This window comes from Demequina pelophila, from assembly GCF_000971175.1.
Classification (GTDB): Bacteria; Actinomycetota; Actinomycetes; order Actinomycetales; family Demequinaceae; genus Demequina; species Demequina pelophila.
The window spans coordinates 12,904-27,584 of record NZ_BBLY01000010.1 but is presented as its reverse complement, the minus strand read 5'-3'; the positions used below and the strand labels follow the sequence as shown (position 1 = coordinate 27,584).

The window sequence follows — 14,681 nt, the reverse complement described above, 5'->3', positions numbered from 1 at the left end:
TCAGCGGCGGAGCGAGTCCAGGAGCGCCACGGCATAGTCGTGGCGATCCGGCAGTGGCTCCACCCAGATGCGCGGGGGCTGCCGCAGCAGGGCTCCCACACGCATGCGATCGGCGTTCCGGGCGATCTGATCCCGGACGGCCGCCAGCCCCGCCCCCAGCGCGGGGCCGCGCCGCACGAGCACCGCGAAGAGCCCGTCGCCGATGCGCGACATCGGGTGTCCGGCGCCGTAGCTGGCCCGCAGCGCATGCCCCACGGCGGCGCTGCGCGCCATGCGGCCCCACGGGTCGCCGGAGGCGACCTCGACGTCGACCATCACCAGCGCGAACGACTCCGAGACCTGGGCGCGCTCGCGACGGGCGATCCCGTACGTCTCGGCGAGCCGCTGCCCCAGGTACAGGCCCGTCGTCAGGCCGGATTCCGCATCGGTCACCGCAGGCTCGACGCGCTGGGCGGCGTCGCCGTCGCTCCAGCCCTCGCACAACGCCTTGACGACCTCGAGGGGCGCGTCGCCCCGCTCCCCGAGCGAGTACGCGAGGGCGAGGTCGTCGATCGCCTCGGCGATGCCCACCCCGGCGACCGCACGGGCCCGGCCGAGCCGGCGCGCGGGCTCCCGCGCATCGTCCCCGGCCTCGAGCGCCTCCGCGAGCGCTTCGACGGCCGGCGTGAACCAGTCGTCGTCGCCCAGCCAGACGGAGTCGAGGCTCGCGGCCTCCCACCGCGACAGCAGGGGCACCGCTCCCGGGACGTCGACCTCGTTCATACCCCTTGAGAGCCGGCGGCCCCGTGGCTATGACGCGGGTTCCGCGAAATCTTTCGCGCCCGCACACGTCGGCGGGTGTGACGAATCTCTCATGGGCCAGCCTTCCGCTCGCACCAGGGACTTCGGGAGAATGGGACAAATTCCGCCATCCCGAGGGAGCGACCCGGAGTGAAGCCGGAGGCGATGTCGTTGTGGACCCCTGCGTCCAGCGACCCCGAGCTGATCGCAGGCGTGCGCGCCGGCGACTCGGCGGCCTTCGGCGTGCTCTACGAGCGTCACGTCGACGCGGCCCGCAAGGTGGCGCATCACTACACGCCCACCGCGTCGGACGTCGAGGACGTGGTCTCCGAGTCCTTCTCGCGCATCCTTCGGACGCTGCAGCGCGGCGCGGGCCCGGATCTCGCGTTCCGGGCCTACCTCTTCACCACGGTGCGCCGCACCGGGCTCGACCTCATCGAGCGCTCGCACCGGACCCGCCCGCGCGACGACATGTCCGAGTTCGAGGCCGCGATGGGCGCCCAGGCCGGCTCCGACGAGCCCGCACTGGAGGGCTTCGAGCAGTCGATGGTCGCCGGGGCCTTCCGCGCCCTGCCCGAACGCTGGCGCGCGGTCCTCTGGTACACCGAGGTCGAGAAGAAGTCCCCCAAGGAGATCGCCCCGCTGCTGGGCCTGAGCGCCAACGGCGTCGCCGCGCTCGCGTATCGGGCCCGGGAGGCGCTCCGTCAGGGGTACCTCCAGGAGCACCTCGCGGCGGTCGACTCGGCCGACTGCGCGGAGGCCAACGCACAGTTGGGCGCCTACGTGCGTGGAGGCCTGAGCACGCGCGAGCACTCGCGGGTGGACGCGCACGTCGAGAACTGCGAGAAGTGCGCCGCGCTCGTCGCCGAGCTCGACGACGTCAACCGCGGCCTGCGCGCCGTCATCGCACCCCTGGTGCTCGGCCTCGCAGGCATGCAGGTGCTTGAGACCGGCCTGCCGCTGGGCGCGGGCATCGCGACGGCGGCGGGAGGCGGGTCGGGCGGCGGGTCGGGCGGCGGGTCGGGCGGCGGGTCGGGTGCCGGATCCGGGTCCGGTGGGGGCGGTGCGGGCGGCACCGGGTCGGGAGCGAGCGGGAGCGCGGGCGCCGCCACCACCACGGGCGCGGCTGCGGGCGCCGGTGCGGGCGGTGCCGCGGCGGCCGGCGGAGTCGCGGCCCTGCTGCAGGGCCTGGCCGCGCTCGCCCTCCCCGCCGCGGCCACGCTGGGCATCGCGGCGCTCGCGATCACCGGCGCGAGCATCTTCGGACTCATCGGCGGCGACGGCACGCCAGACGACGACCTGGGCGAGGACGTCCCCGTCGCGAGCGCGGCCGCGGAGACCGAGCCGGCCACCGACGATTCGTCCCCGCCGGAGGACGCCGAGTCCTCCGACGACGACGCCGCGCCGCCTCAGACGCAGGACGGCGAGGAGCTCGATGGGTCCGACGCCGGCACGTCCGCCTCTGGCACCACGGACGATGCGGTGGCCGGGTCCGGCTCGGGCGCCGCGGGCTCGTCGACGTCGGCGGGCGGCGGCGGGGTGGGCGGCGGCACCCCCGGCACGGACGGCGGAGCTTCGGGCGCTGGATCCGACACCGGTGGCGATTCCGGCGCGGGCGACGGAGACATCGGCGATGGATCCGACAGCGGCGCTGGTGATGGCGGCGGCTCGAGCGGCTCGGAGGGTGGCGCGGCCGGCGACACGGATGGCGGAGGCTCCGGCGCTGGGCCCGACATCGAAGGCGATTCCGGCACCGATGGCGGAGATTCGGGCGATGGATCCGACGCTGGTGCAGGTGATGGAGATGCCGGTGACGGCGACGCCGGAAACGGGTCCGACTCCGATGGCGATGACGGCTCGGGCGAGTCCGGTGACGGCTCGGGCGAGTCCGGTGACGGCGACAGCGGCGACGGCTCGGGCAACTCCGGTGACGGAGACACCGGCGATGGGCCCGACGCCGGTGGTGATTCCGGCACGGGCGACGGAGATTCCGGCGATGGTTCCGACAACGGTGCGGGCGATGGAGATCCTGGCGACGGCGACACGGATGAGCCGGACGAGCCCGGCACCCCCGGGGAGCCCGACGAGCCCACCTCCCCGGCCACTCTCACCCTCGCCGCTCCCCCGCTCGGCTACCTGGCGATCGACCGCGCCGCTCCCGCGATCGGGACCTCCGTCACCAACACGGGCGACGGCCCCGCCGCAGACCTCACCGCGCGCATCGTCCTCCCGCAGGGCCTCGCCTTCGCGGCGCCGCCAGCCGGGGGTGCGGCGACCTCGGTGGCGACCGTCGCATCGGTCCGTGCCTATCTCGCGTTCGCCACCCAGTCCGTGGTGACCGCGGGCGACTGGACATGCGAGATCACCGCCGATCGTGCGATCGCCGACTGCGGCCTCGACGCGCTGGCTCCGGGTGAATCCGCTCCCCTGCGTCTCGACCTCGCGCCTCTCGAGGACGACGCGACGCTCGCGGACGATGCCGTGACCGAGGTGAGCGTCGTCGCCGGGGACGCGAGTGCATCGTTCCGGGTGCGCACGGGCATCGCCGACGCGGCCGCACCGTTGGATCCGAGCGCGCCGATCACGGGCCGGGTCGCCGCGGTGCAGGCGGGCGCGCCGCTGCTCGTCTGTCGCGACCTGCCGTCGAACGGCTGCGCCGCGGCGATGGACTCGCAGGCCTCGGACGCGAACCCGGCGCTCGACAACGACGCGTACCGCATGGTGCCCGCCAACCCGGCGGGCGGGCGGCTCGCCTCCGGCGTGACGACGCTCGACACGAGCCTGCTGCCGACGGGCGCGACCGTGGAGACGGCCACCCTGACGTGGTCGTCGGTCACCTCGGACCGCGGCAGCGAGAGCCGCTGGTGGACCGAGCGGACCGACCACGCGCGCCTGCGGGTGCCGGGCGGCGACTACGTCACCGTGACGGCCGATGCGGTCGAGACCCTGACATACGACGGCCGCCGCGCGTACCAGGCGCAGGCGGACGTCACCTCCCTGGTCGCGGGCGCGGGCAATGGCTCCTACGCCGTCGCGGACATCGCACTGCCCCAGGCCCGCGACCACGATCGCGGGCTGTACGGCGGATTCGCGCTCACGGTGGTGTACTCGCATCCGGATCTCCCGGAGGCGACCGTGGTCCAGCTGGACGGCGCCACGTGGCTGGACGGCGACCGGGTCACCGTGCCATTCGCGGTGGACGAGGCGACGGACCTGGCCCTGGGCTGGGTCGCGTGGGACGGCGACCGCGGCCGGCACGACAACCGCGTGGCCGTCTCCGGCGCGACGCTGACGCCGTGGGGGTGGACCGGCGCCGAGCGCTTTACGGCGAACCCGGGCAACGCCGCGGACTCGACCGCGTTCGGCAGCGCGTACGCCAACTCGCTCGGGGTCGACGCGAAGTCCTTCCAGACGCGCAGGGTGACGGCGGGGCTCCACGAGCTGCAGGTCGACGCCCATGGCGATGAGTTCCTGCTCGGGCCGCTCACCCTGACGCTGACGCCGCGCGGCTGAGCGGGGCGCGGCTGAGCGGGCCACGGCCGAGAGGCGCGCGGCGGCCAGGGCGAACGGCCCCGCGCCGGGTCCGGGAGCAGAGCCGCGGCGCTCAACGCGCCGGCGCCGGGTCCCAGTCGACGTCAAGCTGACGCGCGGTGCGGCGCGCCAGCTCCACCGAGTGCAGGCGCGCCACCAGGTGCAGCGCCATGTGCAGACCCGAGGCCAGGCCGCCCGCGGTGACGACGGCGCCCTCGTCGACCCAGCGCACGCCGGGCACCACGCCCGCCACCTCCCCGCACGAGGCGAGGTCCGCGAGGTCCTCCCAGTGCGTGGTGGCCTCGAGTCCGTCGAGCAGGCCCGCGCGCGCGAGCAGGAACGCGCCCGTGCACACGGACGAGGTCACCGCCGCCCGCCCGGACAGGGTCTCGATGGCGGCCACCAGGGTCGAGTCCGCGAGCGCGCACGCGACGTCGACCGTGCCGGGCACCACGATCACGTCGCAGACCCCCAGCGTGGTGGCGTCGTGGAGGCGGGTGAGCGTCATCCCGCCCAGCGCGGTCACGTCGCCGCCGCCGGGGGTCGCGAGCACCACCTCGAACACCGCCGCGCCGCCGTCGCGCTCGAGCAGCCGCGACGCGGTGAGGAACACCTCGTAGGGCGCTCCCGCGTCGAGGAGGTCGAAGCCGTCGTAGACGAGGAGGGCGACGCGCAGGGTCATGAGGACACGCTAGCGAGCGCGGGGCCCGGGCACCGGACGGCCCGCCCCGGCGCGCCGGGCCGGGTCGCGCGGGCGCCGTCGGCCCGCCAAGAGACGGCCCGAGACCGACCCGCCAAGAGACGGCCCGAGGCAGACCCGGGTCACGCACCGACGCGCGAGATCACGCAACGACGGTGGTCTCCATGCGGGGGCGCACCACGATCCAGAACACCAGGTGCGCGACGGTCAGCGCGCCGATCATCACCACGGCCATCGACACGACGGAGACGCCCAGGACGCCCACGACCGGGGAGACGATCCCCGCGACGCCGAAGTTGAGCGCGCCCAGCAGCGAGGCCGCCGTGCCCGCCTCGCCGGCGTGGTCCTTGAGCGCGGTGATCTGCACGGCGGGGCCGATGATGCCCAGCGAGGCCACCACGAAGAACAGCGGGATGAGCACCCCGATGAGGCCCAGGTCGAGCAGGCCCGCGACCAGGAGCAGCACGGAGCCGGTGGCCATCACGGCGAGTCCCGCGGTCGCGACGGCGCGCGGCGGGAACCACTTCATGACGCGGGCGGAGGTCTGGTTGGCGATGACCAGGCCCACGGAGTTCATGCCGAACACCAGGCCGTACTCCTGCGGCGAGAGCCCGAAGATGTCCTGCAGCACGAACGACGAGGACGACAGGTACGCGAACAGCGCGGTGAACGCCATCGAGCCGACGATGGCCACGCCGACGAACACCTTGTCGCCCAGGAGCTTCTTGTAGCGGCCCGCGGTGGCGCTCACCGTGAAGGTGCCGCGCTTGGTCTCCGGCATGGTCTCGACCAGCAGGAGGCCGGCGACCAGGACCATGACGATGCCGTAGCCGGCGAGCGCGACGAACACGCCGCGCCAGTCCATGACCCGCAGCAGCTGCGAGCCGATCACCGGCGCGAGCACCGGCGCGAGGCCCGTGACGAGCGCGAGGTTGGCGAGCATGCGGATCAGTCGCTGACCCGCGAACAGGTCGCGCACGATCGCGACGGCCACCACGCCGCCGCCCGCGGCGCCGATGCCCTGGAGCACGCGTCCCGCCATGACGAGCTCGACCGTGGGCGCGAACGAGACGAAGATCGAGGCGACGATGTGCAGCGCGGTCGCGGCCAGGAGCGGACGCTTGCGCCCCAGCGCGTCGGACAGCGGACCCACCACGAGCTGACCCAGGCCGAACCCGATCATGGTGGCCGTCAGCGTGAGCTGGATCGCCGCATCGGTCGCCTGGAGCTCGGCCGCCACCTGCGGGAAGGCCGGCAGGTAGAGGTCGACGGTGAACGGGCCGAGCGCGACGAGCGCGCCCAGCATGAGGACGTACGAGAGACGCTGGCGGCGGGTCAGCAGGTCGCCGGGGCTGTGCGCGATCGTGTCGGGCGCGAGCGTGGTGGTCACGGTGGCTCCATGAGGACGGGGGCGGCCAGGGCCGCGAGAGTGGGACGCACGGACGCGTCCCACTCCCCGTGTCTCAGGGGCCGGGGCCACCGGACGATGCGGCGACCTCCCCGGGCACAGCACGACGCCCGGCGCGATCGCTCATCGCCGGGCGTCTCGTGATGGTTACCAGTCTACCGACTATCCACCATCCGTCTACTGCTTGCGCGTGGCCTGCGCATTCACCTCGTAGGAGGTGTTCTGCTGCTCGAAGAAGTTGACCAGCTGCAGGGTGTCGTTCGCCGCGGCCATCCACTTGGCCGGGTTGGCCACGTTGAACTCGGGCTCGAAGCCCAGCTCCTCGAGGCGGCGGTCGGTGAGGTACTTGACGTACTGGTTCACGTAGTCCGCGTTGAGGCCCAGGATGCCGCGCGGGAACATGTCGCGGTTGTAGGCCTCCTCCATCTCCACTGCCTGGAGGATCATGCCGCGGATCTCGTCCGCGAACTCCGGGTCCTGCAGGTCCTCGTTCTCCTCGAGCACCGTGAGGATGAGGTTGATGCCGAACTGCAGGTGCAGCGACTCGTCTCGGATGATCCAGTCCATGAGCGAGCCGAAGTTGCGCAGCAGGTTTCGCTGGCGGAAGCTCAGCGCGACCATGAAGCCCGAGTAGAACCAGATCCCCTCGAGGATGATGTTGTAGGCGATGAGGTTCCGGATGAAGTCCTTCTTGCCCTCGGTCGTGGAGATGTCGAGGGTGTCCTCCGTCATCCGCTTGATGGACTTCGACTCGAACGCCTCCTTCGCCGCCATCGAGGGCACCTCGACGTGCGCCGAGTACGCCTTGTCGCGGTCGATGGGGAAGGTCTCGAGGATGTACTCGAAGGTCATGCAGTGGTTGGCCTCCTCCCACATCTGCTTCGCGAGGTACAGGTGGCCCTCGGGAGCGTTGATGTAGGGGTAGACGCCGAACGCGAGCGCCTTGTTGACCAGCAGCTCGTTGGGGTTGAAGTAGGAGATGAGGTGGAGGAGCGCGTGCTTCTCGTCGTCCGTCATCTTCTTGAAGTCCGCGAGGTCCTCGCCCAACTGGATCTCGTTGGGGAACCACGTGTTGGCGACCGCCTGGTCGTACAGGTCCATGGCCCACTGGTAGGTGACGGGCTTGAGCAGCAGTCCGTCCTGGACGCCAGAGCCGAGGATGGCCATCTAAATCTCCTTAGGGGTGTCGGGGATGACGATGCGGCGGACCGTCACTGGCACGACTCGCACTGGAGCCGCTCCATGGGGTCCACAGGGCACGCCACGCCGTCGACCATGTCGGTCTCGTCCGAGGCGACGCTGCCCACCACATCCAGCACGGTAGCGCCTTCCGGGGCCGCCGCCGTCACGTCCTGCGCCGGCGCCTCGACGCCCTGGGGCAGGGTGGTCGGCGGGACCTCCGGCCGCTCCTGGGGAGCGGTCGCGAAGGCCTGCGCGGCGACCCGGTCAAGCACGTCGGCCGATGCGGTGGCGGGCTCGGGGGACGGGACCGGCGCCGATGCGGTGGCGGGCTCGGCAGCGACCGGTTCAGTCGCGACCGGCTCGGCGGGGACAGGCGCCGGGGCGGCGGGCGCCGCCTTCTTCGCGGCACCGAAGCCGCCGAACCCGCGGGAGGCGGGCTGGGGCGCGGCCTCGGCGACCACAGCTTCTGGCGCGGCCGGCGCGGAGGCGGCCGGAGCATCGTCCCCGGTCACGGCGGGAGCCGCGGGGGTCGAGTGCGCGGCGGCAGAGGGTGCTGCGGCCGAGGGCGCGGCCGCCGTGGCGCCGCCGAAGCCGCGGCGCGCGCCACCGAAGCCCTTGCGGGCGCCGCCCGCGGCGGACCCGCCGGCCGAGCGGCCGGAGGCGGAGCCGGTGCGGTTGATGTTCTCGGTCTTGTTGACGCGGACCGTCGACTGCTCGGCGGTGTGGCGCGGCTTCATGTGGAGGTAGTACGTGGTCTTCACGCCCTTCTCCCACGCGAAGGCGTACAGCTCCATCATCTTGTCGACGTCGCGGTCCTCGAGGTAGATGTTCCGGCTGATCGCCTGGTCGATCCACTTCTGGGCGCGGGCCGCGACCTCGAGGAAGGCGTGCGGGTCGAGCTGGAAGGAGGTCTTGTAGACCTCGACCAGGTGCTCCGGGACGCCGTCGACGCGCGACAGGTCGCCCTGCGCGGCGAGCAGCTGGTCCTTGACGTCCTCCCAGATGCCCAACTTCTGGAGGTCGCGCACCAGGTTGGTGTTGACCTCGAGGAACTTCCCCGACGAGGTGTTGCGGGAGAAGATCTGCGAGAACTGCGGGTCGAAGCCCGGCGTGGTGCCGGCCACGAGGCCGATCGACGCGGTGGGCGCCACCGCCATGAGCGTGGCGTTGCGGATGCCGCCGCGGACCTTCTCGCGCAGCGTGTCCCAGTCCTGGCGCACGGTGCGGTCGACGGTCACGGGCACGCCGCGGTCCGCCTCGACCTGCGCGATGGTGTCGAAGGGCACCTTGCCCTGCGACCAGCCCGAGCCCGCGAAGTTGTTGTAGGCGCCGCGCTCGCGGGCCAGGTCGGCCGACGCGTCGATCGCGTGGAAGGACACGAACTCGACGATCTCGTCGATGAGCGCGTAGGCCTCCTCCGACTCGTACGCGAGCCCCAGCCGCTCGGTGATGTCCGTGAAGCCCATGACGCCCAGGCCCACCGCGCGGTTCTCCCGGTTGGCGAACTCCGACTCCGGCACCGAGGACAGGGTGATGTCCACGAGGTTGTCGAGCTGGCGCACCGCGGTGCGGACCGAGTCCTTCATGCGGTCCCAGTCGATCCGCCCGTCCACCAGGTGCTGCGGCAGGTTGATCGAGGCGAGGTTGCACACCGAGATGTTGTCGCGGTCCTGCGGCAGGCAGATCTCCGTGCACAGGTTCGACAGGTGGATGGTGCCCGTGTTGGTGTTGAGGGCGCGGTTGTTGATGGTGTCCTTCCAGGTGAGCCACGGGTGCGACGTGGTCTGGAGGGTCACCAGGATCTGCTTGTACTGCTCGCGGGCGCGCATCTTCTTGTAGGTGCGCAGCTTGCCGGCCTCCGCGAGCGCGATGTACTCCGCGTAGCGGGCGGAGAACTCCGAGCCGACGAGCTCGACCAGGTCCGGCGTGTCCGCGGGGTCGAACAGGTACCAGTCCCGGTCCTCGCGCACGCGCTTCATGAACTCGTCCGAGATCCACACCGCGGTGTTCGCGGTGCGGGTGCGGCGGTACGGGTCGCCCGAGTTCTGGCGCAGGTCGAGGAACTGCGGGAAGTCCAGGTGCCAGTTCTCCATATAGAACGCGAGCGCGCCGAACTTCTTGCCGCCGCGGCTCACCGCGCGCAGCGTCGAGTCGATGGTGTGCATGAACGGGATGGGGCCGGTCGAGGTGGTGTTGTTCGACCGGATGGGCGAGCCCTCCGAGCGCAGCTTGGTGACCGACAGGCCGATGCCGCCGGTGCCCTTGGTGAGCCACATGACGTCGCGCACGCTCTTGGCGATGTGCTCGATGTCGTCCTCCATCTGCATGACGAAGCAGTTGGACAGTTGGGGGTAGGACGTGCCGGCGTTGACCAAGGTCGAGCCCGCGGGCAGGTAGTCGAGCGTGGAGATCTTCTCGTAGAACTCGAGCGCCGTGCCGGTCGGGTCCGCCTCGTTGAGCGACAGGCCCATGGCGACGCGCATCCAGAAGTACTGGGGCACCTCGAGCGACTTCCGGTGGCGGTCCGTGATCATGTAGCGGTTGCGCATGGTCACGGTGCCGATGTACTTGAGGCGGTCGTCGCGCGTGTGGTCGAGCGCGGCCGCGAGCGCGTCGAGGTCGAACAGCTCCTGCAGGCGCGGGTCCAGCAGTCCGTCCTCGATCGCGTCGCGGATGTAGCCCGGGAACCGCGCCTGGTGCAGCAGCGCGAGCTCGAGCTCCGTGTCGTAGCCGCCCAGCACGCGCTTGTAGATCACCTTGCGCAGCAGGCGCGCGGCGACCGTGTCGAACGCCGGGTCGTCCTTGACGTTCTGAACGGCGACGCCGATCGCGGCCTCGTCGAGCTGCTCCGTGGTGATGCCGTCGAACAGCGTGATCGCGAGCTCCGACGCGATCTGGGTGGTGATCGAGATCTGGTCCGGCAGGCCGGCGGCGGCGCGCTCGATCGCCTTGTTGATGCGGTCGGCGTTGTACGGCTCGCGCGTGCCGTCGCGCTTGGTGACGTGGATGCCGGGCGATTCCGGCGCGGCGGCGGTCGTCTGGCCCGCAGAGTTCTCGGTGATCGTCACGGATGCTCCCCCTCGAGAGTGGATGCGGGCGTGCGCCCGCTCTGGCATGCGGTTGTCCGCCGAGCGGGCGGCTCGTCCCCGGGGTGGAGGCCTGCAGTCGTGCGCTCGGCGCGTGGCTTCGACACTAGTGCGAAATCACATGCTTGTGCAACAACATCTGGGGGCGATTCATGCCCTCGGCCCCTAGATGTTGTGGTCCTGTGGAGAAATCTGTGGGCGCGCTGTGGACACACGCAGGGTCGCCTGTGGACGCACTTCTGGACACTGCGCACGGATCGGGGCGCGACACGCCGACGCCGCACCGCCCCGGCCGGGGACGATGCGGCGTGTCGGCTGAAATTCCGTGCGGAGTGTCCGCAGGGAGAGAGGTGAAGCGGCCGGGTCAGTCCCCGATGACGCCGTAGAGGCGGTCGCCCGCGTCGCCCAGGCCGGGCACGATGTAGCCCTGCTCGTTGAGGCGCTCGTCGACCTGCGCGACCACCACGGACACGTCGGCGCGCTCACCCACGGCCACGCGCACGTTCTCGATGCCCTCGGGGGCGGCCAGCAGGCACACGCACGTCACATCGGTGGCGCCGCGCTCGAGCACGTAGTCGATCGCCATGATGAGCGAGCCGCCGGTCGCGAGCATCGGGTCGATGAGGAACACCTGGCGGCCGGTGAGGTCCTCGGGCAGCCGGTTCGCGTAGGTGACCGCCTCGAGGGTCTCCTCGTCGCGCTTGAGACCCAGGAAGCCCACCTCGGCGCTCGGCAGCAGGCGAGTCATGCCGTCGAGCATGCCCAGGCCCGCGCGCAGGATGGGGACGATGATGGGCGGCGGGTCCGCGATGACCGTGCCGACGGTCGAGGTCAGCGGAGTCTCGACCTCGCGCTCGGCGACGCGCACCTGGCGCGTCGCCTCGTACGCGAGCAGCGTCACCAGCTCGTCCACCAGCAGGCGGAACGTGGGCGACTTGGTGTTCTTGTCGCGCAGGACGGTGACCTTGTGACGGATGAGCGGGTGGTCCGCGACGTGCAGCTGCATGGCTCGAGACTATCGCCTTCATCGCCCCGAGCACCCGGGACGATGCGCGGGTAGCCTGACCGCATGCACGTGCAGTGGGAGGGGCCGATGGACCGCGCCCTCGCGCTGGCACGCGAGGCGGTCGCCGACGGCGACGTGCCCGTCGGCGCCGTGGTGCTCTCCCCCGCCGGCGAGGTGATCGGCGAGGGACGCAACCGCCGCGAGGCGGGCGGCGACCCCACCGCCCATGCCGAGGTGGTCGCGATCCGGGCCGCCGCATCGTCCCTGGGCACGTGGCGCCTGGACGGGTGCACGCTCGTGGTGACCCTCGAGCCGTGCCTCATGTGTGCGGGTGCGATGCTCCAGGCGCGTATCCCGCGCCTGGTGCTGGGCGCGTGGGACGCGAAGGCGGGCGCGACCGGGTCCCAGTGGGACGTGGTGCGCGACGCGCGCATCGGCGCCAAGGTCGAGGTCGTGTCGGGCGTGCGTGCCGCCGAGTCCGCCGCCCTGCTCGGGCGCTTCTTCGAGGCGAGGCGCTAGGTGGCCGAGGCCCCGGATCGCCGGATCGACGTGTGGCGCGACGGCATGCGCAACGCCGTGCTGAGCCTGGGCACCATCGGGCCGCCCGGAGCGCCACGATGGCCCGTGGCGCTCCAGGCGACCGTGGTGCTGGTGACCCCGCTCCTCGTCGGCGCGCTCGCGGGCCGGTTCGAGCTGGGGCTGCTCGCCAGCGTGGGCGCCTTCACCGTGCCATACTTCTCGCGACTGCCGCGCCTCGAGCGGCTGCGGCTGCGACCCATCGCGGGCCTGGTGATCGTCCTGTCCGCCGTGCTGGGCGCCACGCTCGGGCCGGAACCCGCGCTGGGCGCGCTCGGGCTCATCGCGGTGGCGGCCGGCGTGGGCATCGCGGTGCACGGCTACCGCCTCGGTCCGCCGGGCCCGCTCTTCCCCATCATCGTCTACGGGATGTCCTCGCACGCGGTCACGGGCGGGGTGCCGCCGACGACCCTCGTCGCCTGCGTGGGCGGCGGCTGCCTGTTCGCCGTGATCGTGAGCATCGCGCCCCTGGTGCGACGCGTCCACTGGACGGTGACCCCCCGGCCGCTGAAGGTGCTGCTCGCGCCGCCGGAGTGGGATCGGGGTGCACGCGAGCTCGCGGTGCGGACCGCGATCGTCGCCGTGGCCGGCACGCTGCTGTCCGTCCTGTGGGTGGACCCCGACCGCGCCTACTGGACCGTCGCGGCGGGCGCGGTGGTCGTGGGCGTCATGCCCGGGCGCGGCCTCGCGGTCAACCGGGGCCTGCACCGGACGGTCGGCACCATCGCCGGCGCGGGCCTGTACCTGCTGCTGTCGCTGCTGCCCATGAACCCCCCGCTGGTGGCGCTGGTCCTGGGCTCGCTGCAGTTCATCACCGAGATCATCATCACCCGGCACTACGCGCTCGCGGTGACCGCCGTGACGCCGCTCGCGCTCATCCTGGTGACCACCTCGATCGGGGAGTTCGGAACCCCCGCGGTGGTGGGCGAGCGCATCGTCGACACACTCGTCGGGGCGGGCATCGCCGTGCTCACCGCGCTGGTGCATCCGCGGGCGCCGCGCGAGTGACTTCGGTCACCCGGGACCTATGAATTAGGACTTGAGATGAACAACGGGTAATCTCTTCCGCGGTGACGTGTCCGAGCGGCCGAAGGTGCAGCACTCGAAATGCTGTGTACGGTAACCCCGTACCGTGGGTTCAAATCCCACCGTCACCGCCAGCGGAGAAGCCCCGTGATTCCTGGTAGATCCAGGAATCACGGGGCTTCTTGCATGTTCCGGCGGGGCCGCGCGGGGCGCCGGCGGCACGACCGGGGCCGATGTGCGGGCGGGCCCCCGCTCCCGCGGCACCAGCGGCCCGGGGCCGCACGCGCCACGCCCACCCTTCACAAGCCGGACGAATCGGGCATAGCATCGGGCTCATCGGACCCAGGGGGCAGGAACGATGATCGATCCGGACGGCGAGCAGCGTGTACTGATCACGGGCGGGGCGGGCTTCCTGGGGTCCCACCTCGCGGATCGCCTGCTCGCCGAGGGCTTCGACGTCCTGTGCGTCGACAACTTCTTCACCGGCTCCAAGCGCAACATCCAGCACCTGCTCCAGCATCCGCGCTTCGAGCTGCTGCGCCACGATGTGACGTTCCCGCTCTACGTCGAGGTCGACCGCATCTACAACCTGGCCTGCCCGGCCTCGCCCATCCACTACCAGCGCGATCCGGTGCAGACGGCCAAGACGTCGATCAACGGGGCGATCAACATGCTGGGCCTGGCGAAGCGCGTCCGCGCGACCATCCTCCAGGCGTCGACGTCCGAGGTGTACGGGGATCCCGAGATCCACCCGCAGCGCGAGGAGTACTGGGGCCGCGTCAACCCCATCGGCATCAGGTCCTGCTACGACGAGGGCAAGCGTGCGGCCGAGACCCTGTTCTTCGACTACCACCGCCAGCACGGGCTCGACATCCGCGTCCTGCGCATCTTCAACACCTACGGCCCACGCATGGACCCGGCGGACGGTCGCGTGGTCTCGAACTTCATCGTGCAGGCTCTCAACGGTGAGCCCCTGACGATCTATGGCTCCGGGCTGCAGACGCGATCCTTCTGCTACGTCTCCGACCTCGTCGACGCCATGGTCCGCTTCATGCACGCGGACGGCGCCCCCACCGGCCCCATCAACGTGGGGAACCCGGCCGAGTTCACCATGCTCGAGCTCGCGGAGACCGTGATCCGGCTGACCGGCAGCAGCTCGACCATCGAGCACCGCGACCTGCCCCATGACGACCCCCGCCAGCGACGCCCCGACATCACCGTCGCCCGTGAGCAACTCGACTGGGCACCCACCATCGCGCTCGAGGAGGGGCTCGTCCCCACCATCGAGTACTTCCGGGAGCGGCTCGGCCAGGCGGAGCCGTCACGGGCGTCGGGGGCGGGCATGGGCGCCCGCGACGGCGCCTGAACGCACCCGCCGAGGGCCAT

At 71.7% G+C, this 14,681-nt stretch carries 10 protein-coding genes and 1 tRNA gene; 5 read left to right on the top strand and 6 right to left on the bottom strand.

Annotated features, from left to right (window positions below; translation table 11 throughout):
- Nucleotides 1-762: a hypothetical protein gene (locus AOM03_RS12075; RefSeq protein WP_062381712.1), complete on the bottom strand. Its 762-nt coding sequence runs from the start codon at nucleotides 760-762 to the stop codon at nucleotides 1-3.
- 183 nt (nucleotides 763-945) lie between these two features.
- Between AOM03_RS12075 and AOM03_RS13105 the strand changes: the two genes are divergently transcribed.
- Nucleotides 946-4,293, top strand: a complete 3,348-nt coding sequence (locus tag AOM03_RS13105) for a sigma-70 family RNA polymerase sigma factor (protein WP_156157749.1) — start codon at nucleotides 946-948, stop codon at nucleotides 4,291-4,293.
- Between the two features lie 91 nt (nucleotides 4,294-4,384).
- On the opposite strand, the gene AOM03_RS12065 is transcribed toward AOM03_RS13105, so the two are convergent.
- The 5 genes from AOM03_RS12065 to upp form a co-directional block, all read right to left on the bottom strand.
- Nucleotides 4,385-4,993, bottom strand: a complete 609-nt coding sequence (locus tag AOM03_RS12065; protein ID WP_062381710.1) for a DJ-1/PfpI family protein — start codon at nucleotides 4,991-4,993, stop codon at nucleotides 4,385-4,387.
- A gap of 160 nt (nucleotides 4,994-5,153) precedes the next feature.
- Nucleotides 5,154-6,401: a multidrug effflux MFS transporter gene (locus AOM03_RS12060; RefSeq protein ID WP_062381709.1), complete on the bottom strand. Its 1,248-nt coding sequence runs from the start codon at nucleotides 6,399-6,401 to the stop codon at nucleotides 5,154-5,156.
- A gap of 195 nt (nucleotides 6,402-6,596) precedes the next feature.
- Nucleotides 6,597-7,586 carry a ribonucleotide-diphosphate reductase subunit beta gene (locus AOM03_RS12055; protein ID WP_062381707.1) on the bottom strand — a complete coding sequence of 330 codons (990 nt, stop codon included), beginning with the start codon at nucleotides 7,584-7,586 and terminating at the stop codon, nucleotides 6,597-6,599.
- A 44-nt stretch (nucleotides 7,587-7,630) separates the two neighbouring features.
- Nucleotides 7,631-10,669 (bottom strand): ribonucleoside-diphosphate reductase subunit alpha, encoded by a 3,039-nt coding sequence (locus AOM03_RS12050; protein WP_227589987.1) that lies wholly within the window; start codon nucleotides 10,667-10,669, stop codon nucleotides 7,631-7,633.
- Nucleotides 10,670-11,051: 382 nt separating this feature from the next.
- Complete coding sequence (gene upp, locus AOM03_RS12045; protein WP_062381705.1) at nucleotides 11,052-11,693, bottom strand: uracil phosphoribosyltransferase; 642 nt, start codon at nucleotides 11,691-11,693, stop codon at nucleotides 11,052-11,054.
- Between the two features lie 63 nt (nucleotides 11,694-11,756).
- On the opposite strand from upp, the gene tadA reads away from it, so the two are divergent.
- The 4 genes from tadA to AOM03_RS12025 all read left to right on the top strand — a co-directional run bounded on the left by tadA (nucleotide 11,757) and on the right by AOM03_RS12025 (nucleotide 14,661).
- Nucleotides 11,757-12,212 (top strand): tRNA adenosine(34) deaminase TadA, encoded by a 456-nt coding sequence (gene tadA / locus AOM03_RS12040; RefSeq protein WP_439645046.1) that lies wholly within the window; start codon nucleotides 11,757-11,759, stop codon nucleotides 12,210-12,212.
- Nucleotides 12,213-13,277: an FUSC family protein gene (locus tag AOM03_RS12035; protein WP_062381703.1), complete on the top strand. Its 1,065-nt coding sequence runs from the start codon at nucleotides 12,213-12,215 to the stop codon at nucleotides 13,275-13,277. It begins immediately after the preceding gene.
- Between the two features lie 61 nt (nucleotides 13,278-13,338).
- Nucleotides 13,339-13,429: transfer RNA gene (locus AOM03_RS12030), tRNA-Ser, on the top strand.
- 224 nt (nucleotides 13,430-13,653) lie between these two features.
- Entirely contained in the window at nucleotides 13,654-14,661 is a 1,008-nt protein-coding gene (locus tag AOM03_RS12025) for a UDP-glucuronic acid decarboxylase family protein (RefSeq protein ID WP_062381701.1), read from the top strand.
- Nucleotides 14,662-14,681: the final 20 nt, after the last annotated feature.